The sequence below is a fragment of the Pseudolysinimonas sp. genome, from assembly GCF_057350545.1.
The window spans coordinates 1-20,363 of record NZ_JBMRCP010000036.1; the positions used below are offsets into that span (position 1 = coordinate 1).

At 71.3% G+C, this 20,363-nt stretch carries 18 protein-coding genes, 1 tRNA gene and 1 pseudogene; 17 read left to right on the top strand and 3 right to left on the bottom strand.

Features of this window, described 5'->3' with window-relative positions; genetic code table 11:
* Positions 1-93: 93 nt before the first annotated feature.
* The 8 genes and pseudogenes from eno to ACO1X9_RS05055 form a co-directional block, all read left to right on the top strand.
* A pseudogene (eno, locus tag ACO1X9_RS05020) lies at positions 94-909 on the top strand (phosphopyruvate hydratase); the annotation flags it as partial.
* Between the two features lie 267 nt (positions 910-1,176).
* On the top strand, positions 1,177-1,701 hold the full coding sequence (locus ACO1X9_RS05025; protein ID WP_486349733.1) for an FtsB family cell division protein: 525 nt from the start codon (positions 1,177-1,179) through the stop codon (positions 1,699-1,701).
* Entirely contained in the window at positions 1,698-2,219 is a 522-nt protein-coding gene (locus ACO1X9_RS05030; protein ID WP_486349734.1) for a DUF501 domain-containing protein, read from the top strand. Before ACO1X9_RS05025 ends, ACO1X9_RS05030 begins: the two co-directional genes overlap by 4 nt.
* Positions 2,216-3,463, top strand: a complete 1,248-nt coding sequence (locus ACO1X9_RS05035) for a S8 family peptidase (RefSeq protein WP_486349735.1) — start codon at positions 2,216-2,218, stop codon at positions 3,461-3,463. The genes ACO1X9_RS05030 and ACO1X9_RS05035 overlap by 4 nt, the downstream gene beginning before the upstream one ends.
* 35 nt (positions 3,464-3,498) lie before the next feature.
* The gene (locus tag ACO1X9_RS05040; protein ID WP_486349736.1) at positions 3,499-4,821 is read left to right on the top strand and encodes an NAD(P)/FAD-dependent oxidoreductase; all 1,323 of its coding nucleotides are present in this window, start codon (positions 3,499-3,501) and stop codon (positions 4,819-4,821) included.
* A gap of 77 nt (positions 4,822-4,898) precedes the next feature.
* Positions 4,899-4,972 (top strand) — tRNA-Leu (locus tag ACO1X9_RS05045).
* 1 nt (position 4,973) lies between these two features.
* Positions 4,974-6,056 (top strand): DNA glycosylase AlkZ-like family protein, encoded by a 1,083-nt coding sequence (locus tag ACO1X9_RS05050; RefSeq protein WP_486349737.1) that lies wholly within the window; start codon positions 4,974-4,976, stop codon positions 6,054-6,056.
* Between the two features lie 102 nt (positions 6,057-6,158).
* Complete coding sequence (locus ACO1X9_RS05055; RefSeq protein WP_486349738.1) at positions 6,159-7,097, top strand: alanine racemase; 939 nt, start codon at positions 6,159-6,161, stop codon at positions 7,095-7,097.
* A gap of 3 nt (positions 7,098-7,100) precedes the next feature.
* Here ACO1X9_RS05055 and ACO1X9_RS05060 read toward each other — a convergent pair whose 3' ends face one another.
* Both ACO1X9_RS05060 and ACO1X9_RS05065 read right to left on the bottom strand, forming a co-directional pair.
* Positions 7,101-7,664 carry a DUF6036 family nucleotidyltransferase gene (locus ACO1X9_RS05060; RefSeq protein WP_486349739.1) on the bottom strand — a complete coding sequence of 188 codons (564 nt, stop codon included), beginning with the start codon at positions 7,662-7,664 and terminating at the stop codon, positions 7,101-7,103.
* Complete coding sequence (locus tag ACO1X9_RS05065; protein ID WP_486349740.1) at positions 7,661-8,170, bottom strand: helix-turn-helix domain-containing protein; 510 nt, start codon at positions 8,168-8,170, stop codon at positions 7,661-7,663. The genes ACO1X9_RS05060 and ACO1X9_RS05065 overlap by 4 nt, the downstream gene beginning before the upstream one ends.
* A 61-nt stretch (positions 8,171-8,231) precedes the next feature.
* Here ACO1X9_RS05065 and pta point away from each other — a divergent pair, with 61 nt between their 5' ends.
* Together pta and ACO1X9_RS05075 are read left to right on the top strand one after the other, a co-directional pair.
* Entirely contained in the window at positions 8,232-10,301 is a 2,070-nt protein-coding gene (gene pta / locus ACO1X9_RS05070) for a phosphate acetyltransferase (protein WP_486349741.1), read from the top strand.
* Positions 10,298-11,413: an acetate/propionate family kinase gene (locus ACO1X9_RS05075; protein ID WP_486349742.1), complete on the top strand. Its 1,116-nt coding sequence runs from the start codon at positions 10,298-10,300 to the stop codon at positions 11,411-11,413. Before pta ends, ACO1X9_RS05075 begins: the two co-directional genes overlap by 4 nt.
* Before the next feature lie 188 nt (positions 11,414-11,601).
* On the opposite strand, the gene ACO1X9_RS05080 is transcribed toward ACO1X9_RS05075, so the two are convergent.
* Positions 11,602-12,405: a hypothetical protein gene (locus tag ACO1X9_RS05080; protein ID WP_486349743.1), complete on the bottom strand. Its 804-nt coding sequence runs from the start codon at positions 12,403-12,405 to the stop codon at positions 11,602-11,604.
* A 148-nt stretch (positions 12,406-12,553) separates the two neighbouring features.
* Between ACO1X9_RS05080 and ACO1X9_RS05085 the strand changes: the two genes are divergently transcribed.
* The 7 genes from ACO1X9_RS05085 to ACO1X9_RS05115 all read left to right on the top strand — a co-directional run.
* On the top strand, positions 12,554-13,177 hold the full coding sequence (locus tag ACO1X9_RS05085) for a TetR/AcrR family transcriptional regulator (RefSeq protein ID WP_486349744.1): 624 nt from the start codon (positions 12,554-12,556) through the stop codon (positions 13,175-13,177).
* Positions 13,174-14,451 (top strand): MFS transporter, encoded by a 1,278-nt coding sequence (locus ACO1X9_RS05090; RefSeq protein WP_486349745.1) that lies wholly within the window; start codon positions 13,174-13,176, stop codon positions 14,449-14,451. Before ACO1X9_RS05085 ends, ACO1X9_RS05090 begins: the two co-directional genes overlap by 4 nt.
* The gene (locus ACO1X9_RS05095; RefSeq protein WP_486349746.1) at positions 14,448-15,662 is read left to right on the top strand and encodes an alanine racemase; all 1,215 of its coding nucleotides are present in this window, start codon (positions 14,448-14,450) and stop codon (positions 15,660-15,662) included. The genes ACO1X9_RS05090 and ACO1X9_RS05095 overlap by 4 nt, the downstream gene beginning before the upstream one ends.
* Positions 15,659-16,960: a D-arabinono-1,4-lactone oxidase gene (locus ACO1X9_RS05100; RefSeq protein ID WP_486349747.1), complete on the top strand. Its 1,302-nt coding sequence runs from the start codon at positions 15,659-15,661 to the stop codon at positions 16,958-16,960. The genes ACO1X9_RS05095 and ACO1X9_RS05100 overlap by 4 nt, the downstream gene beginning before the upstream one ends.
* 126 nt (positions 16,961-17,086) lie before the next feature.
* Positions 17,087-18,481 carry a glycoside hydrolase family 1 protein gene (locus ACO1X9_RS05105; protein WP_486349748.1) on the top strand — a complete coding sequence of 465 codons (1,395 nt, stop codon included), beginning with the start codon at positions 17,087-17,089 and terminating at the stop codon, positions 18,479-18,481.
* Between the two features lie 22 nt (positions 18,482-18,503).
* The gene (locus ACO1X9_RS05110) at positions 18,504-19,889 is read left to right on the top strand and encodes a glycoside hydrolase family 1 protein (RefSeq protein WP_486349749.1); all 1,386 of its coding nucleotides are present in this window, start codon (positions 18,504-18,506) and stop codon (positions 19,887-19,889) included.
* A gap of 21 nt (positions 19,890-19,910) precedes the next feature.
* The coding region (locus ACO1X9_RS05115; RefSeq protein ID WP_486349750.1) for a LemA family protein at positions 19,911-20,363 on the top strand (453 nt) is incomplete at its 3' end.

Sequence of the window (20,363 nt, forward strand, 5' to 3'; positions counted from 1 at the left end):
CGAAGATCGCCCGCCGGTTGAGCGGGGCCCGCCGGCGCACCGGCACCCGCACGTAGGTCGTGAGCCGCACCACCGAGGGCACGGCGAGGTCGAGCCGGACGGAGCATCGACATCCAGGAGTTCATGGTGCTGCCGGTCGGCGCCGACTCCTTCGCCGACGCGCTGCGCTGGGGTGCCGAGGTCTACCACGCGCTCAAGGCCGGGCTGAAGAAGAAGGGCCAGTCGACGGGCCTCGGCGACGAGGGCGGCTTCGCCCCCGACCTGCCGGGCGCCCGCGCCGCGCTCGACTTCATCATCGAGGCGATCGGCTCGGCCGGGTTCGTCGCGGGCAAGGACTTCCTCGTCGGCCTCGACGTCGCCGCGACGGAGTTCTTCCACGACGGCGTGTACCGCTTCGAGAAGCAGGAGCTCACGGGCGAGCAGCTCACCGAGTTCTGGGCCGGCCTCGTCGCCGACTACCCGCTCGCGAGCATCGAGGACCCGCTCGCCGAAGACGACTGGGACGGCTACGTGCACCTCACCCAGACCCTCGGCGACAAGGTGCAGCTCGTCGGCGACGACCTCTTCGTCACCAATCCGGTGCGCCTGCAGAAGGGCCTCGACCTCGGCGTCGCCAACTCGATCCTCGTGAAGGTGAACCAGATCGGCACGCTGACCGAGACCCTGGATGCCGTCGCCCTCGCGCAGCGCAGCGGGTACACCGCGATCCTGTCGCACCGTTCGGGTGAGACCGAGGACACGACGATCGCCGACCTCGCCGTCGCGACCAACTCGGGTCAGATCAAGACGGGCGCACCGGCGCGCTCCGACCGCGTCGCGAAGTACAACCAGCTGCTGCGCATCGAGGAGGAGCTGGGCGACGCCGCGGTCTACGCCGGCCGCTCCGCCTTCCCCCGCGCGAAGGCGTAACGCCTCACGGCATCCGAACGCCCTCGCCCCCTCACCCGGGCGGGGGCGTTCGTCGTCACGTGGACAACGTGCGCGGTTCAGGATGCGTCGCCCTCCGGCGACCGGATTCGACCGGGAAGCCTCGTCCTTCCTGAACGGCGCACGTTCGCCGCCTAACCTGGAGGCATGGCCGGACCGCAGCGACCGACGCGAGGGGTGCCCGAGCGGCAACCCTCCGGTCGGCAGCCGTCGGCGCGGCGATCCCGCGAGCGACCGACACGTGAGCGCGTGGAGCGCGAGCGCCCGACCCGCTCCCGGGCCGCGCGCGAGCGTGCCGAGCGCATCCCGGTCGCCCTGCCGGCCGAGCCCCGCGCCGCCGCGTGGATGCGCAACTTCCGACTCTCCGGCTTCGCCCTGTCGGTGCTCGTGCTCGTCGTCGCGGCGCTCCTCGTGCTCGCACCGAGCCTGAAGACGTTCGTCGAGCAGCAGCAGCAGATCGCCGCGCTCGAGGAGTCGGTGCGTCTCGCGCAGCAGGATGTCGACGGGCTCGAGTCGGAGATCGACCGCTGGAGCGACCCCGCCTATGTCGAAGCGCAGGCGCGCGACCGGCTCTACTACGTCTACCCGGGTGACATCACCTTCCTCGTGATCGGCGACGAGAACGCGGGGCTCGAGGAGGGCGGTCTCCCGATCAGCGACGAGATCCAGACGACTCGTGTCGACTGGGTGCGCGCCCTGCTCTCCACCGTCTACGAGGCGGGCCTCACCGAGGCTCCGCCCGAGTTGCTCCCCAGCCCACAGCAGGGCGAGTGATGCGCCCGCCGTTCCCCGCCCCGACCGACGCCGAGATCGCCGTCGTCTCGGAGCAACTCGGGCGCCCCGCGCGCGGGGTGCTGGGCATCGCCGCGCGCTGCGTGTGCGGCAACCCGACGGTGGTCGCGACCGCGCCCCGGCTGCCCGACGGCACGCCGTTCCCGACGTTGTACTACCTGACCCACCCGGCGGCGACCGCGGCGATCTCGACGCTCGAGGCGACGGGTGTGATGCCCGAGCTCGCGGCCGAGCTCGCCGATCCCGAGGTCGCTGCCGCCTACCGCGCCGCGCACGAGAGCTACCTCGCCGACCGGGATGCCGTCGAGCTCGTCGAGGAGATCGCCGGTTTCTCAGCCGGCGGGATGCCCGACCGGGTGAAGTGCCTGCACGCGCTCGCGGGTCACGCACTCGCGGCCGGTCCGGGGCTCAACCCGATCGGCGACCGGGCGCTCGAGCTCTGCCGCTGGTCGCCCGAGCGCTGCGAGTGCGCAGAACCCGGCGCCGCCGCCTCCGGATGACGCGAGTCGCCGCAGCCGTCGTGCTCGCCCTCGCCGTGCTCGCCGCGGGGGCTCCTGCGCACGCCGCCCCGGCATCCGTCGGTGTCCCCGCCGACGCGGTGCGCGACCGCGAGTACTGGCTCGACGATTACGGCATCCGCGACGCCTGGGCGGTGACGCGCGGGGCCGGGGTGACGATCGCCATCATCGACACGGGTGTGGCGCGCGGAGTCGCCGACCTCTCGGGGGCGGTCGTCGGGGGAGCCGACTTCTCCGGTCGCGGCGACTCCGACGGGCAGGGTCCGGTCGGCGAGGACGGGCAGCACGGAACCCTCGTCGCCTCCCTCGCCGCGGGTCGGGGTACCGGGCCGTCGTCGGGTGTCATCGGGTCCGCACCTGAGGCCTCGCTGCTCTCGCTGTCGATCGGCTTCGGATCGGGCTCCGGCGACTCCGATCAGCAGATCGCCGACGCCGTGACCTGGGCCGTCGACAACGGCGCCGACGTCATCAACATGTCGCTCACGCGCAACACGCTCGACTGGCCGGAGAGCTGGGATGAGGCGTTCCTGCACGCCGCCGAACACGACGTCGTCATCGTCGCGGCGGCGGGCAACCGGGGGAGCGGCACCGTCGAGGTGGGGGCGCCGGCGACGATGCCGGGAGTGCTCACGGTCGGCGGAGTCGACGAGAACGGCGCCGCTTCGTGGGACGCGTCCGCGCAGGGCATCACGATCGGCGTCGCGGCTCCGAGCGAGCGACTCGTGGGGGTGACGCCGACGGGAGGGTATGTGACGTGGGCGGGCACGAGCGGCGCGACCCCGATCGTGGCGGGCGTGGTGGCGCTCGTGCGCGCCGCGCATCCCGAGCTCGACGCGGCGAACGTGATCAACCGGGTGATCGCCACCGCGAGGGATGCCGGCCCGCCCGGCGCCGACCCCACCTACGGCTTCGGCTATCTCGACGCGGCCGCCGCGGTGTCGGCCGACGTGCCCGCGGTCGACGCCAACCCGATGGGCGACCTGGCCGAATGGGTGCGGATCAATCGACGCGCGGACGCGACCCCCGTCCCCGAGGCGACGGTCCTCCCGCCCTCCGAGCCCGCACCCGCGAGCCGCGCCGCCGACCCGACGGGGACCCTGCTGCCGAGCCTCGTCGACCTGCAACTCGTCGGCACCCCGGTGCTCGCGGCGGTCGTGCTGCTGCTGGCCGTAGGCGGTCTGCTGGCCGGGACGCTGCGGCGAATCCGACCCCCGCGTTCACGGTAGATTGGGTATCAGTCCAGCGAGGAGTTCGATTCAACGTGCGCAAGATCCTGATCGTCGGCGGTGGCTACGCCGGGTTCTACACCGCCAAGAAGTTGCAGAAGCACCTTCGCCGCGGCGAGGCCCAGGTGACGATCGTCGACCCTCTGCCGTACATGACCTACCAGCCCTTCCTGCCGGAGGTCGCGGCGGGTTCGATCGACCCGCGCCACGCGCTCGTCTCGCACCGTCGCCACCTCAAGAAGACGACCGTCATCACCGCGAGCGTCTCGAAGATCGACCACGCGGCGAAGACCGCGACCATCACCCCCGCGGTCGGCGAGCCGTGGGATGTCGACTACGACACCATCGTCGTCACCGCGGGTGCCGTGTCGCGCACGTTCCCGATCCCGGGCGTCGCCGACCAGGCCATCGGCCTCAAGAACATCGAAGAGGCGATGGCGATCCGCGACCGCGTCGCCGACTGTTTCGCCAAGGCATCCAACCTCCCCGCGGGTCCCGAGCGCGACCGCCTCCTCACGTTCGTCGTCGTCGGCGGCGGCTTCGCCGGCATCGAGCTCTTCGGCGAGCTGCGCTCGTACGCGAGCTCGCTCGTGCGTCAGTACGAGACCCTCACGATCGACGACACCCACTTCCACCTCATCGAGGCGATGGGGCGCATCATGCCCGAGGTGTCGCACAAGACGAGCCTCTGGGTGATCAAGAACCTCGAGGAGCGCGCCGCGAAGGTGCATCTCGACACGCAGCTCGCGAGTGCCGTCGACGGCAAGGTCGAGCTCTCCACCGGCGAGACGTTCTACTCCGACACGATCATGTGGACCGCCGGCGTCATGGCCAACCCGGTGGTGCGCAGCACCGACCTCCCGCTCGAGGAGCGCGGTCGCATCCGCACGCAGGCCGACCTGCGCATCATCTCGGATGCCGGCGTCGTGCCCGACGCCTGGGCCGCCGGCGACGTCGCGGCCGTGCCCGACCTCGTTCCTGGCCAGGGCGTCGGCGGCTTCACGGTGCCGAACGCCCAGCACGCCGTGCGTCAGGGCAAGCTTCTCGCGAAGAACCTCGTCGCCGAGATCCGCGGTGAGAAGCCGCGCGACTACGTGCACAAGAACCAGGGCGCGGTCGCCGGCATCGGCCTTTACTACGGCGTCTTCCAGAACGGCCCGCTCGCGATCAAGGGCATCCTCGCCTGGGTCATGCACCGCGGCTACCACGGCCTCGCGATGCCGATGTGGGAGCGCAAGATCCGGGTCTTCGGCAACTGGATCATCAACTTCCTCACGCGGCGCGACCTCGTCGGCATCCCGGCGCGCGACACGCCGCGTGCCGGCTTCGAGCAGTGGGCCTCCCGCCCGAAGGCCTGACCCTCTTCGCGGTTTGAGGAGCGCCCGGACGTAACCCGGTCGCGTCTCGAAACCCACCACGCGTACCCTGACTGCACGCCCTCGTAGCCCAACCGGCAGAGGCAGCCGACTTAAAATCGGCACAGTCTGGGTTCGAATCCCAGCGAGGGCACGTGATCGAGCTCTCCCGGGATGAGGCCCGTCGGATCGCGGTGCGGGCGCAGCTGCTCGATGCCGACCAACCCGGGGATGTCGTCGAGGTCGCCGACCAGCTCGGGGCGATCAAGATCGACCCGACCGCGGTGATCGCTCCAGCCGAGCACACCATCCTGTGGTCGCGTCTCGGCCGCGGCTACGAGCCCGTGCAGCTGTCGAAGGCGGTCGAGCGCGACCGGCTGCTGTTCGAGTTCGACGGCGCGTTCCGCCCGATCGACGTGCTGCCGCTCCTGCTGCCCGAGATGCGCGCGACGCCGCGGCGGCAGTCGACGAAGGACTGGCTCGCGGCGAACGCGAGGTTCCGGGCCGACGTGCTCGCCCGCCTCCGTGCCGACGGCCCGCTTCTCGCGAGCGAGATCCCCGACACGGCGGAGGTACCCCGAGCGCCCGACGGGTGGTCGGGCTCGAATCAGACGCCGATCATGCTCGACATCCTGCATCGCATGGGGGTGGTCGCGATCACCGGGCGGCACGGGCGTCACCGGCGGTACGACCTCGCCGAGCGCGTGTATCCGCAGGATCTGCCGCACGTCGACCTCGAGGAGGCGACACTGCTGCGGCAGGCTCGGCGCCTACGCGCCGCCGGTATCGCGAAGCAGAAGTCGGCGTGGACTCCGGTCGGCATGGCGGGAGAGGAGGCGAGGGTCGAGGGTTCCGACTGGAAGTGGCGGGTCGATCCCGAGGCGCTCGCGACGCTCGACGAGGAGGACCCCGGTGGTCGCGCCGCGATCCTCAGCCCCTACGACCGGATGCTCTTCGACCGCCCGCGACTCACGGAGCTCTTCGACTTCACCTACGTGCTCGAGCAGTTCAAGAAGAAGCACGAGCGCCGGTACGGCTACTTCGCGCATCCGATCCTGCTCGGCGACCGCTTCGTCGGGATGCTCGACGCGGCGCTCGACAAAGAGAGCAACCTGCTCCGCGTGAGCGGCGTGCACGAGCTGCTGCCGTTCGATCCCGAGGAGGCCGAGATCGTCGACCTCGAGATCGCGGCGCTCGCCGACTGGCTCGGCGTCGGACACGAGAGGATCGACGCGTGATCGAGACCCCGGCGGTCGTCGTCGATCGCGATGTGCTCGAGCGCAACATCGAGCGGATGGCGTCGGCGGTACGCGAGCGGGGTTTTCGCCCTGCGCCCCCACGTGAAGACGCACAAGCTGCCCGAGATCGCCGCGCTGCAGCTCGCCGCCGGCGCGGTCGGACTCACGGTCGCGACGATCGGCGAGGCCGAGGTGTTCGTCGGGCACGGTGCGACTGACGTGTTCATCGCCTACCCGCTCTGGTTCACACCGGGGAAGGCCGCGCGACTGGAGGCCCTACGCGCCCGCGCCCGCATCCTCGTCGGGGTCGACTCGGTCGAGTCGGCGGCGAACACCGGCCGCCTCCTGCCGGGGCTCGACGTCGTCGTCGAAGTCGACTCCGGGCACCATCGCAGCGGGGTGCATCCTGATGCCGTGACGACGGTCGCGGAGGCGGCTCGGGATGCCGGGCTCCTCGTCGTCGGCGCCTTCACCTTCCCGGGGCACTCCTACGGTCCGGATGCCGCCGCACCCGCCGCGCAGGCGGAACGCGACGCACTCGCCACCGCGGGGCACACGCTGCGGGCGTCCGGCTTCGACGTGCGCGTCCTGAGCGGTGGCAGCACCCCGAGCGTCGCGGCGACCGAGGCCGGCGGCGCGACCGAGGTGCGGCCCGGGGTCTACGTCTTCGGCGACGCCCAGCAGTGGGAGCTCGGCCACGTCACCCCCGCCGACATCGCGCTGACGGTGCTCGCGACGGTCGTGAGCGTGCACGGCGACCGGGTGATCCTGGATGCCGGCAGCAAGGTGATCGGCGCCGACCGCGCGGTCTGGGCGACGGGCCACGGCCGGTTGCTCGACCATCCGGAGGCCCGGATCACGGGGCTCTCGGAGCACCACGCGACGGTCGTCGGCGAGGGGCTCCCGGGGCTCGGCGAAACGGTGCGCGTCGTGCCGAACCACGTCTGCAACGCCGTCAACCTCGTCGACGAGGTCGTCGTCGTGCGCGGCGGCGTGGTCGAGGACCGCTGGGTCGTCGCCGCGCGCGGCCGCAACTCCTGAGGCTCAGTTCCGCGCGGAGCGCTGCTCCTCTTCCCGATCGAGGATCCAGCGCCGTGCGACACGCGCTCGCGCCGGCTCGAGTTGCGGCGCGAGCGCGTCGAACCGCGCTCGAAGTCGGCGCGCGTCGACCAGTCCGGCGTCGGTCAGCGCCCGGACGAAGTCCCGATCCTTCTCTTCGTTGCGGGCGAGCTTCGAGGCGCAGAGGTCGTGCGCCTCGGGGCAGATCCCGATCACGCCGGGATGTCCGGGAACCGAGAGCTCGATCGCGCGATCACGCCAGGTCGGCGGAAGGATCGCCGTCTCGGCCGACACGGCGTCGATGTAGAAGCCGCGTTCGTTCGCCCATTCGGAGTCCTGGCCCGCCTCGACCCACAGCCGACTCGTGAGGTGGTCGAGCAGATCGTGCACCGGGGCGATGTCGGCCTCGGCGGACATCGTGGCCTGCGTGGGAAGTCGCCGCTCCTCGAAACTCGCGAGGATGGCCTGCGAGCCGAAGACGAAGACCGTCGACTGCCCGACGACCTCGGACGCCTTGAGGATGGACTCCTCGAGCTCGTGCCGTCTCACGAGGCCCTCGCGCGGCTGAGCACCTCGAGTCGTTCGTCGGCGCCGAGGAGCCCGGTCCACGGACTGACCTGACGCATGTCGATCGAGCGCTGGTCGGTGCCGAGCATCCGGTCGACGAGCGCACCGATGCGCCTCTCCGCGATGTTCTGCTCCCACTCGTCGACCCAGGACAGGGCGAGGTCTCCTCGGACCTGCTCGCGCAGAGGCGCGATCCGCGTCCGCGCGTGGTCGAGAACCTGGTCGGGATGCTGCACCAGTCGACTCGCGACGGCGCGGTGCAGTTCGAGGCCGAGCCGCTGCTCGAGTCGGTCGAGTCGGCGGGGCGTGCCGACCTCCGCGCCGAGTGCTCGGAGCGCCCGACGCACGGTCTCGACGCGGACGCGTCCATCCGCCTCGCGCGACTCCCACCCCGAGACGGTCGCGGGCGACACGTTCATCCGTCGGGCGAGTTCGCGCACGCCGACGCCGCATCGCAGGCGGTGCTCTCGGATCGACTCGACGTCCATGTTGGCCTCCTGTTCGCTTATAAGCGTACATGAAGGCGGCCAGACCCCGTAGCGTAGGAGCGTGACGCTCCGCATCGCCGTCCTGTCCGCCGAGGGCCGCACCGCCAAGTCGACCGTGGCGGTCGGGCTGCTCGAGTTGCTCGCGAGCAAGGGCCGGGTGGGCGTGTTTCGCCCGGTCGCTCGATCCCTCGACGGGCCCGATCCCGTGCTCGACGCGATGATGCGGCACGGCGCCTCGCTCGCTGGCCGCGGCGTCGACGACGACCAGGTGCACGCCGATCCGGAGGGGGCCGTGCGACGCATCGTCGCCGAGGCGTCGAAGCTCGACGCGCCGAACTGCGACGCCGTCATCGTGATCGGCTCCGACTACACGGGGGTGGGCGCGCCGACCGAGCTCTCGATGAACGGACGCATCCCCGCCGACCTCGGCGCCGCGGTCGTGCTCGTGGTCAACGGGCTGCGGCCCGACGGAGAGTTCCGCACCGCCGAGGAGATCGTCGACGCCGCGCGCATCGCGGTGGCCGAACTCAAGCGCGACCACGTCGGCCCGGCGGCGGTCGTCGTGAACCGCGCCGATCCCGAGCGCCGCGAGGCGCTCCAGGGCGCCGTCGAGAAGGCGCTCGACGAAATCGTCCACGTGATCCCCGAGGATCGTCTGCTCGACGCCCCGTCGCTGCGCCGACTGGCCGAGCGTCTCGACGCGACCCTCGTGAAGGGCGACGACGCCGACCTCGACCGCCCCGTGCTCGGCACCGTCGTTGCGGGCATGGGGCTCGAGAACCTCCTGCCGCGGCTCATCGAAGGCGGCGTCGTCGTCGTGCCGGCCGACCGCTCCGACGCGCTTCTGGGCGTCGTCGTCGCCGACCTCTCGGCCGCCTTCCCGTGCCCGGCTGCGATCGTGCTCAACGGCGGCATCCCGATGGCGCCCTCGATCGAGAAGTTGATCGACGGGCTCGACTCGACGCTGCCCTTCCTCGCCTGCGAGTGGGGCACGTTCGAGACGGCGAAGCGCATCGACGGCACGCGCAGCCTGCTCGCCGCGGAGTCCGACGAGAAGTACGAGCGGGCGCTCGGGCTGTTCCGCGAGCACGTCGACGGGTACGGCATCCTCGACACCATCCGATCGGCCCCACCCGGACCGATGACGCCCAACCGCTTCGAGTACGAGCTGCTCGAGCGCGCGCGCAAGCACGTGCAGCACATCGTGCTGCCGGAGGGCGACGACGACCGCGTGCTCGAGGCCGCCGCCACCGTGCTGCGCGAGGGTGTCGCGCGTATCACGATCCTCGGCGACGAGGCCGCCGTCCGGGCGCGCGCGGAGGAGCTCGGCCATGACATCGCGGAGGCCGCCATCCTGTCGACCGACGACGCCGAACTGCACCCGCGCTTCGCGCAGGAGTACTTCGAGCTGCGCAAGCACAAGGGCATCGATGAGGCGACCGCCGCCGAGACCGTCAAGGACGTGTCGTTCTTCGGCACGATGATGGTGCACACCGGGCTCGCCGACGGGATGGTCTCGGGCGCGCGGCACACGACGGCGCACACGATCACGCCGTCGTTCCAGATCATCAAGACGAAGCCCGGCATCTCGGTCGTCTCGAGCGTGTTCCTCATGGTGCTCGCCGACCGGGTGCTCGTCTACGGCGACTGCGCCGTCATCCCGGAGCCGACACGTGAGCAGCTCGCCGACATCGCGATCGCGTCGTCGGCGACCGCACGGCAGTTCGGCATCGAGCCGCGCGTCGCGATGCTGTCCTACTCGACGGGCGAGTCGGGCACCGGCGGTGACGTGGATGACGTGCGCGCCGCGACCGCGCTCGTCAAGGAGCGCGCCCCCGAGCTGCCGGTGGCGGGGCCGATCCAGTACGACGCAGCGGCCGACCCGACCGTCGGCGAAGCGAAGCTCCCGGGCTCCGACGTCGCAGGACGCGCGACGGTGTTCGTCTTCCCCGACCTCAACACGGGCAACAACACCTACAAGGCGGTGCAGCGCTCTGCGGGCGCGCTCGCGATCGGACCCGTGCTGCAGGGCCTCAACAAGCCCGTGAACGACCTCTCGCGGGGAGCCCTCGTGCGCGACATCGTCAACACGATCGCCGTGACCGCCATCCAGGCGCAGGACGCCTCGTGACGCGGGTGCTCGTCCTCAACGCCGGGTCGTCGAGCCTCAAGTACGAGGTGCTCGAGCTGCCGTCGGGGCCGCGGTCGGGCGGGACGATCGAGCGCATCGGCGAACCCGACGGCGTCGCCGACCACACGGCGGCCGTGCGCCAGGTGCTCGACGAGCTCGGTGTCGAGCCGGATGCCGTCGGCCACCGCGTCGTGCACGGCGGAACGCGTTTCTCGGAGCCGACCCTCATCGACGCCGACGTCGAGTCCGCGATCGACGAGCTGTCGTCGCTCGCGCCGCTGCACAACCCACCCGGACTCGCCGGCATCCGTGCCGCCCAGGCCGTGCTGCCCGAGGTACCGCACGTCGCCGTCTTCGACACGGCGTTCCACACGACGTTGCCCGATCATGCCGCCACCTACGCGATCGCGCGCGACGTCGCGGACGAGCTGGGCATCCGTCGCTACGGCTTCCACGGCACGTCGTTCGCGTCGGTCTCGCGCTCGGCGGCGGCCTTCCTCGGTCGCCCGCTCGACGAGCTGCGGCTCGTCGTGCTGCACCTCGGCAACGGCGCCTCCGCGTGCGCGATCGATCGCGGCCGCTCGATCGACACCTCGATGGGCCTCACTCCGCTCGAAGGGCTCGTCATGGGCACACGATCGGGGGATGTCGACCCCGGGGTGCTGCTGCACCTCGCGCGGCTGGGGTGGTCGGTCGACGAGATCGACGCGCTGCTGAACCGGCGCTCGGGCCTCGCCGGCCTCGCCGGGTCGAACGACCTGCGCGATGTCGCGGCCGCCGACACCCCCGAGGCAGCGCTCGCGATCGAGGTCATGCTGCACCGGCTGCGCAAGTACATCGGGGCCTACGCGGCCGAGCTCGGGGGACTGGATGCCCTGGTCTTCACCGCGGGCATCGGCGAGAACGCGGCGTGGCTGCGGGAGCGCGCGGTCGAGCGACTCGGCTTTCTCGGTCTCGAGGTTGATACCGCGCGCAACGAGGGCGGCGACGGTCCGCGGCGCATCTCACCCGACGGCGCCCCGGTCGAGGTGCTCGTCATCCCGACCGACGAGGAGCTCGAGATCGCCGAGCAGACCGCGCACGTCGCGCAGCGCCGCGCGCGGGTCGAGTAGCGCCGCGCAGCGACGCGTATCGAGACACCTCGCACACCGAGCAACCCGCGCCGGGTCTCGGCACGCGGCTGCGCCGCTACTCGACCACCGAGAGCGCGGCTGCGCCGCTACTCGACCACCGAGAGCGCGGCTGCGCCGCTACTCGACCACCGAGAGCGCGGCTGCGCCGCTACTCGACCACCGCGAGGTCAGATCACCTCGACGTCGCAGGTGAGAGCGCGCACGCCACGTCGCCAGTCGCCCTCGCCGGGCACCGTGCCGGAGAGCGTGCCGGATGCGATGCGGTCGTCATCCGGGATGAGCTCGGCGCACCCTTCGTCGCGCTGGCGGCGCAACGACTCGGTGCCCGGGAACTCGTCGTCCTGCGCCGCCTCGACGAAGCCGAGATACATGAGCGTGCCCGACTCGCACTCCGCGGGCAGCCCGATGTTGTTCTGCGCCTTGAGCGTGAAGCACGTCCCCGCCTCGAGCTCGGTGAGGAGCGCCCAGTCCCCGAGCAGCTCGCGCGGCGGGACGAGGAAGGCGGAGTTCTCGAGGATGTCGCCGTTGCGGGTCAGCAGCGTGCAGAGCACCGGGCCGTCGATCGTCACGTTGTCGGCGGCGAGCGACCCCGTGTACGACGGTACGAGCGGCAGATCGACGAGGGCGCTGTCGATCGAGGTCTCGATGAACTCGAAGCACTTCGGGAAGACCTGCTCGTCGAACTCCAGGCCGTCGGCGGGAATCGGCGTGCCGTCGAACTCGGGCAGCAGTCCGACGACCTCGAGATTGTGCGCGGTGTCGCACGGAACCCGGTCGGCGGGCGCGAGTCCGGGGTTGTCGATGTCGGCGACGCTGAAGCAGTCGCCCGGATAGAACTCGTCGGCGGAGCGGTCGGCGAACGGCACGAGGTCGATGGTCGGTGCCGGCGCGCCGCAGCCGGTGAGGGCCAGCAGTGCGAGCGCGAGAACCCCGCCGGCGGCGGCGCGGAGGGGCTGGGCGGTGTGGGGCATGAGACCTCCGGTTCGGTGTGCGACGGCAGACGACGGCATACGGTAGCGCGGCCGTCGCGGCAGGGGTATCGCACGATCGAGGTAGACGACTTGACCGCCGGGACGCCCGTCTGGGACGCTTGACCCACTTTGCGGAAAGGGGACGCGGATGGCGCGCATGTCGGCGACGGATCGGCGCGAGGCGCTCGCCCGCGCCGCGCTCGCGGTCGTCGTGCGCGACGGCGTCCACGCAGCGACGACCCGCGCGATCGTCGCCGAGGCCGGCATGCCCCTCGCCTCGTTCCACTACGCCGTCGCCTCCCGCGAGGAGTTGCTGCGCGACGTCGTCGCTCTCGTCGTCGAGGGCGAGGGCGATGCGCTGTTCGGCTCGCCAGGACTCGACGCCCTCGACATCCGTTCGGCGGTGCGCGAGGTGCTCGGCTCGTACCTCGCCCTCGTGCGCGAGCACCCCGGTCGCGAGCAGGCGATGTTCGAACTCACCCAGCACGCCCTGCGCAGTCCCGGCCTGAGCGACCTCCCCGCGCAGCAGTACGCCGCCTACCGAGAACTCGCCACGCGGGTGCTCGATGCGGGCGCCGAGAGGTTCGGCGTGCGCTGGAGCATCCCGACGGCCGAGCTCGCCGCCTTCGCCAACGCGCTCACCGACGGCGCGACCCTCGCCTGGCTCGCCACGCGCGATGACGTCGCTGCCGACCGCATCCTCGATCTCGCCGCCGACGCGATCGCCGCCCACGCCATCCCCCTGCACCCGCACACCACGGAGGACGCATGACCACCACCGCTCTCGCCGAGCCGACCACGCGCGTCCCCGGCAGGTGGATCGCGGCGTTCGCCACGGCCTGGCTGGGCATCTGGATGGCGCAGCTCACGCCGGTGCAGCTGCTGCTGCCCGAGCAGATCGACGCGATCGCCCCCCAGGGCGATGGCCTCGAGAGCGTCGTCGCCTTCGGCATCATCTCGGGCATCGCCGGCGCCTTCGCGCTCGTGGTCTATCCGCTCGCCGGTGCTCTCTCCGACCGCACGACGTCGCGCGCAGGTCGTCGCAAGCCGTGGATCCTCGGCGGCGCGCTCGTCTTCGCCGCGGCACTCGTCCTGCTCGGCCTGCAGGGCTCACTGGTCGGGGTCGGCGTGCTCTGGGTGCTCGCGATCATCGGGTTCTGCATCCTCACGGCCTCCCTGACCGCGATGATCTCCGACCAGATCCCGGTCGGGCAGCGCGGAGTCGCGTCCGCCTGGATCTCGGCGCCGCAGGCCATCGGACTCATCCTCGGTGTCCTGCTCGTCGTCGCGCTCGAGCTGACATTGCTCGTCGGCTACGTGGTCGTCGCCGTGGTGCTGGTCGCGCTCGTCGTGACCTTCGTCGTCGTCGTGCCGGATGTGCGGCTCGAGGCCTCCGATCGCGCGCCGCTGACCGCACGGGCCGTCCTCGCAGGATTCTGGATCAGCCCCCGGCGGCACCCCGACTTCGCCTGGACGCTGTTCAGTCGCGTCCTCGTGAACGTCGGCAACGCGCTCGGCACGACGCTGCTGTTGTTCTTCATCATCTACGGGCTCGGCCGCAACCGGGAGGAGGCCGACGCCGACCTGCTCGTGCTCATCGTCGTGTACACGGTCTTCATCGTCGCCTCGTCGCTGCTCGTCGGGCGGTGGTCGGATCGCATCGGTCGCCGCAAGCCGTTCGTCATCTTCTCGGCCGGGATGCAGGCGGTCGCCGCCCTCCTGCTCGCATTCGTGCCCGACTACTCGGTGGCTCTCGTGGCGAGCGCGTTCCTCGGCGTCGGGTACGGCGCGTTCCTCTCGGTCGACCAGGCGCTCGCCACTCAGGTTCTCCCCGATGCCGCGTCGCGCGGGAAGGATCTGGGCGTGATGAACATCGCGACCACGGTGCCCCAGGCGGTCGCACCGTTGCTCGGGTCGGGGATCGTCGCACTCGTCGCGAACGCGACCGGCGCCGTCTCCACGGGCTTCGTCGTGCTCTTCCTCGTGTCGGGCGTGGTCACGATCGTGGGCGCGCTCGCGGTCATCCCCATCAAGGGCGTGCGATGAGGCTCGAACGCCAGCGCTACGCGCCGTGGGACGATCCCGAAGACTGGTGGCCCGCTCTCACGGCAGCCACCTACGACCTCGACGCACCCGTCGGCGTGCTCGCCGTCGAGGCGCTCGCCTCGAACGCGTTCGACCTGCTCGACCGCGCGCACGGGTTGCCGATCCGGGTTGCGAGCAAGTCGGTGCGCGTGCGCGGGGTGCTGGATGCCGTGCTCGCCCTGCCCGGGTACCGCGGCATCCTCGCCTACACGCTCGCCGAGGCGCTCTGGCTGGCGGAGACCCACGACGACGTCGTCGTCGGCTACCCCACGGCCGACCGCAGCGCCCTCGCCCGACTCGCCGCGGATGAGCAGCTCGCGTCGCGCGTGACGCTCATGATCGACGACGTCGCTCAGCTCGACCTGGTGGATGCCGTCGCGGCACCGGCGAGGCGCGCGGTGATCCGGGTGGCGCTCGAGCTCGACGCGTCGTACCGTTCGCGCGCGCTCGGCCATGTCGGCGTGCGTCGATCGCCCGTCTTCACGCCAAGCGCTGCGGAGTCGCTCGCCGAGGCCGTGATCGCACGGCGCGGATTCCGCCTCGTCGGGATGATGGCGTACGAGGCCCAGATCGCCGGCGTGACGAATGCCGGACCGCGGAAGGCCGCCATCCGGGCGATGCAGCGCGCGTCGGCCCGGGAGCTCGCCGAGCGCCGCGCCGAGGCCGTGCGACGCGTGCGCGGGGTGGCCGAACTCGAGTTCGTCAACGGCGGCGGCACGGGCTCGATCGAGTCGACGCACGCCGACTCCTCCGTCACCGAGGTCGCGGCGGGATCGGGCCTCTTCGGCCCGCACCTCTTCGACGGTTACACGCGATTCCAGCCGGCCCCCGCGGTCGCGTTCGCGCTCGATGTCGTAAGGCGACCGACCGACGACATCGCGACGCTGCTCGGCGGCGGCTGGATCGCCTCCGGCCCTCCCGGCCCTGATCGTCTGCCGCAGGTGGTCTGGCCGCAGGGACTCAGGATGCTCGCTCGCGAAGGGGCGGGCGAGGTGCAGACTCCGCTGCGCGGAAAGGCGGCGCGTGACCTGCAGGTCGGCGACCGCGTCTGGCTGCGGCACACCAAGGCGGGGGAACTCAGCGAGCACCTCGACGCGTTCGCGCTCGTCGAAGGCGGTGACCTCGTCGGGGAGTTGCCGACCTACCGCGGTGAGGGGAAGGTGTTCCTGTGACGCGGTGGCGCAATTGGGGCCGGTCGGCCGAGGCGAACCCCGTGCGGATCGCCCGGCCGCGCTCCGTCGACGAGGTGGTGCGCATCGTGCGCGAGGCCGCCGAGCGCGGGATGAGCGTGAAAGCCGTCGGGGCGGGGCACTCGTTCACCGACATCGCCGCCACCTCGGGTGTGCTGCTCGAGCTCGACGCGCTCTCGGGAATCCTCGCGGTCGACGCCGCGGCAAAGCGCGTGCGCGTCGCCGCCGGAACCCGCCTGTACGACCTCGGCCCGCTGCTCGCCGCGCACGGCCTCGCGCTGCAGAACATGGGCGACATCGACCGCCAGTCGATCGCCGGTGCGACCTCGACCGGCACGCACGGCACCGGCATCGCCTTCGGTGGCCTCGCCACCCAGCTCACGGCGGCGACCGTCGTCACCGGGTCGGGCGAGGTGCTGCGAGTGTCGGAGACCGAGCGTCCCGAGTTGCTCCCGGCCGTGCGACTCGGGCTCGGCGCGCTCGGCATCCTCGTCGAGATCGAGCTGCAGTGCGTCGACTCCTTCGTGCTGCGCTCCGCCGACCGGCCGCGCCCGTTCGACGAGGTGCTCGACGGATGGGCCGACCTCGTCGGTGCGGCCGACCACTTCGAGTTCTACTGGTGGCCGCATACCGACAAGGCGATGACGCAGACCAAGACCCGTCTGCCGGCCGACACCCCCTTCGCGACGCCGAACCCGGTCGCGCTGTGGGCCGAGAAGCGGCTGCTCGAGAACGAGGCCCTGCGCGCCCAACAGGCCATCGGCCACCTCATCCCCGCTGCGGTGCCCGGGCTCAGCCGGTTCGCGACCGGGGTGTACGGCGAGGGTGAGCGCTCGGGGGTCTCGTACGAGATCTTCGCGAGCCCGCGTCTCGTGCGGTTCCGCGAGAGCGAGTACGCGATCCCGTTCGACGCGCTGCCGCAGGCGCTGCGCGACGTGCGCGGCCTCGTCGAGCGGAACGGCTGGCGCATCTCTTTCCCGGTCGAGGTCCGCGCCGCGGCACCCGACGACAATTGGATGTCGACCGCCCACGGTCGCCCGAGCGCCTACATCGCCGTGCACCGCTACGTCCGCGACGACCCGACCGAGTACTTCCGCGCGTTCGACGCCCTCATGCGCACGTACGACGGCCGCCCGCACTGGGGGAAGATGCACTTCCGCGCCGCCGAGGATCTGCGCCCGGCTTACCCGCGGTTCGACGACTTCCTGCGCGTGCGCGACGAGCTCGACCCCGACCGGCGCTTCGCCAACCCCTACCTCGACCGGGTGCTCGGATCGTGAATCGGTGGTCGAGTAGCGGCCGGAGGCCGCGTGTCGAGACCGCACTCGCGGGCTACCGAGGTGCGGTTTCGACACGCGCCCGCCTGCGGCGGTCGCTGCTCAACCACCGAGCGGGAGCGGATGCGCATGACTCCTGAAAATCTGGCCGGGCTGTTGCGACCGGACTTCGTGGTCGGGGTGGCGTCGGCGGCGCCGCAGATCGAGGGAGCGTGGGATGAGGACGGCCGCACCCCGTCGACGTGGGATGTGTTCGCCGCCGTCCCCGGCAACATCCGTGACGGGTCGACGCCGGCGGTGACGACGGATGCCTACCACCGGTCCGACGAAGACCTCGCGCTGATGCGGGACGCGCGCGTCGACGCGTCGCGGTTCTCGCTGTCCTGGAGCCGCCTGCTGCCCGACGGCAGGGGTCCGGTGAATCCGAAGGCCGTCGCGTACTACGACCGCGTGATCGACGGCCTGCTCGAGTCGGGCATCCGGCCCGTGGTGACGCTCTTCCACTGGGACACTCCGGCGCCGCTCGAGGAGCGCGGCGGCTGGCTGCGCCGCGACACCGCCGACCGGTTCGCCGAGTTCGCCTCGGCGGCGGGGGAGGCGTTCGGCGATCGTGTCGCCGATTGGATCACCCTCAACGAACCGGCCACCGTCATCCTCAACGGGTACGCCCTCGGCGTGCATGCTCCGGGACGCGCGAAGCTGTTCGGGGCGATCCGGGCGGTGCGCAACATCCTGCGCGCCCACGGCCTCGCCGTCGACGCGCTGCGTGCCGTCCCCGTCGCGGGACGCATCGGCATCACCAACGTGCACACCCCGATCGAGCCCGCAACCGACTCCCGCGCCGACGCCGACGCCGCAGATCTGTACGACTTCATCCACAACCGGCTGTTCGCCGACGGGGTGCTGCTCGGTCGCGACCCCGAACTGCCTCGCGGCGCGCGCGGCCTCGAGCGGCTGGGGCTGCGGATGCTGTCCCGCCTCGGTCGGGATCGCCCGGTGATCTCGCGCCCGCTCGACTTCTACGGTCTCAACTACTACGTGCCCAGCCGCGTGTCGGCAGGGTCCGACCCGACGGGCTCGACGCCGGACGGTGAGACCGAGGCGATGAAGGACGTGCCGTTCACGCTCGAGAAGTTCCCCGAGCTGCCGACGACGACCTTCGGCTGGCCCATCCACCCCGAGTCGCTCGGCGTCGTCATCGACCGCCTCGCCGATCGCTACGGCGACCGGCTGCCGCCGCTCCAGATCACCGAGAGCGGTGCGGCGTTCCCCGACGTGATCGGGCCCGACGGGGTCGTCGACGACAGTGACCGCATCGACTACCTCGCGCGGCATCTCGCCGTGGCCGCGGCCGATCCGCGCGTCGACGGCTACTACGTGTGGACGTTCGTCGACAACTGGGAGTGGGCGGCGGGCTTCACGCAGCGATTCGGGATGGTGCACCTCGACACCGAGACGCTCGCCCGCACTCCGAAGGCCTCATACCACTGGTTCCGCGCGGTGCAAGAGGCACGTCGCCGCTGATCCGGTCCATCAGAATGGACAGGTGACACCCGAGGAGCTGGCCGCGAAGCTGCCTCCGGGTTTCCTCCTCGGCGTGAGCACCTCGGCGTACCAGATCGAGGGCGGGTCCGATCACCGTGGTCGCGCCGGCTGGGACGACTTCGTCGCAGGCGGCGACACCGTGCTCGACGGCAGTGATGCGCTCATCGCCGCCGACCACTACCACCGGATGCCGGAGGACGTCGCGCTGCTCAAGGAGCTCGGCGTCGACGCCTACCGATTCTCGATCTCGTGGCCGCGTGTGCAGCCCGGCGGCAAGGGGCCCGCGAACGCCGAGGGTCTCGCGTTCTACGACCGGCTGATCGACGAGCTGCTCGCGGCGGGCATCCGTCCGATGGCGACGCTGTTCCACTGGGACACCCCGGCCGAGCTCGAGCACCACGGCGGCTGGACCCACCGTGACACGGCCTACCGGTTCGCCGACTACGCCCGCATCGCGGGGGGGGCCTTCGGCGATCGGGTCGCCGACTGGGTGACGATCAACGAGCCGGCGACCCTCGCGCTCGAGGGCTACACGCTCGACGTGCACTCGCCGGGCCGCGCGATCTGGCTCGCGGGCGTGCGCGCCGCCCACAACCTGCTGCTCGGGCACGGGCTCGCCGTCCGTGCGCTGCGTGACGTGCCGGTGAGCGGGCGCATCGGCATCTCGAACGCCCACAGCCCGGTGTTCGCGGCGAGCTCCCGCTGGCTCGACGGGTTCGCCGCGCGCAACTTCGACATCCTCAACAACCGCGTGTTCGCCGACCCCGTGCTGCTCGGTCGTCGTCCCCCCGGACTCGTCGGTCTCGCCCTGCGACTCGCGGCGCTCCCGCATCCCGGCGACGCGCGGATCATGGCCGAACCCGTGGACTTCTACGGCATCCAGTACTACTTCCCGAGCCGCGTCGCCGCCGGTCCGCCGAAGCTCAAGCGCGGCACGCACGACGGGCACTCGACGGCGATGCTCGACCTGCCGCTGCGACTGGAGCCCTGGCCCGAGTACGAGTCGACGGGTTTCGGCTGGGCCGACGCGCCGGAGCTCGTGAAGGTGCTGCTGGGCCAGTTCGCCGACCGCTACGGCGGCAAGCTGCCGCCCGTCATCTTCACGGAAGGCGGTGCGAGCTTCCCCGACGAGGTCGGCGACGACGGCGAGATCGACGACCGGGACCGCATCGACTACCTCGCGCGGCACATCGCCGCGGCCGCCGAGGGGGCGCCCGGTGTCGACGTCGAGGGGTACTACGTGTGGTCGTTCCTCGACAACTTCGAATGGGCTGCCGGGTACACGCAGCTGTTCGGGCTCGTCTCCGTCGACCGCGAGACGCAGGAGCGTCGCCCCAAGGCGTCGTACCGGTGGTACCGCGAGGTTCTCTCAGCTAAAAATCCGTGACGGAGCCCTATGCTGTCGGGCATGGAGATCCTCATCGTCATCGTCGTGATCGTTGGCCTCGTGGTCATCATCGGCGGCTACCTCTGGGCGACGTATAACGGCCTCGTCCGGCTCAATGTCCGCGTCGACGAGGCGTGGAGCGACATCACCGTTCAGCTCAAGCGTCGCGCCGACCTCATCCCGAACCTCATCGAGGCCGTCAAGGGCTACGCAGCCCACGAGAAGCAGGTCTTCGAGAACGTCACGAAGGCCCGGTCCGAGACCGTCAACGCGTCGACGCCGGCCGAAGCGGGTGCCGCGGAGAATCACTTCCAGCAGGCGCTCAAGAGCCTGTTCGCGGTCGCCGAGGCGTACCCGCAGCTGCAGGCCAACCAGAACTTCCTCCAGCTCCAGGGCGAGCTCGTCGACACCGAGGACAAGATCCAGGCGTCGCGTCGCTTCTACAACGGCGGCGTGCGCGAGCTCAACACGAAG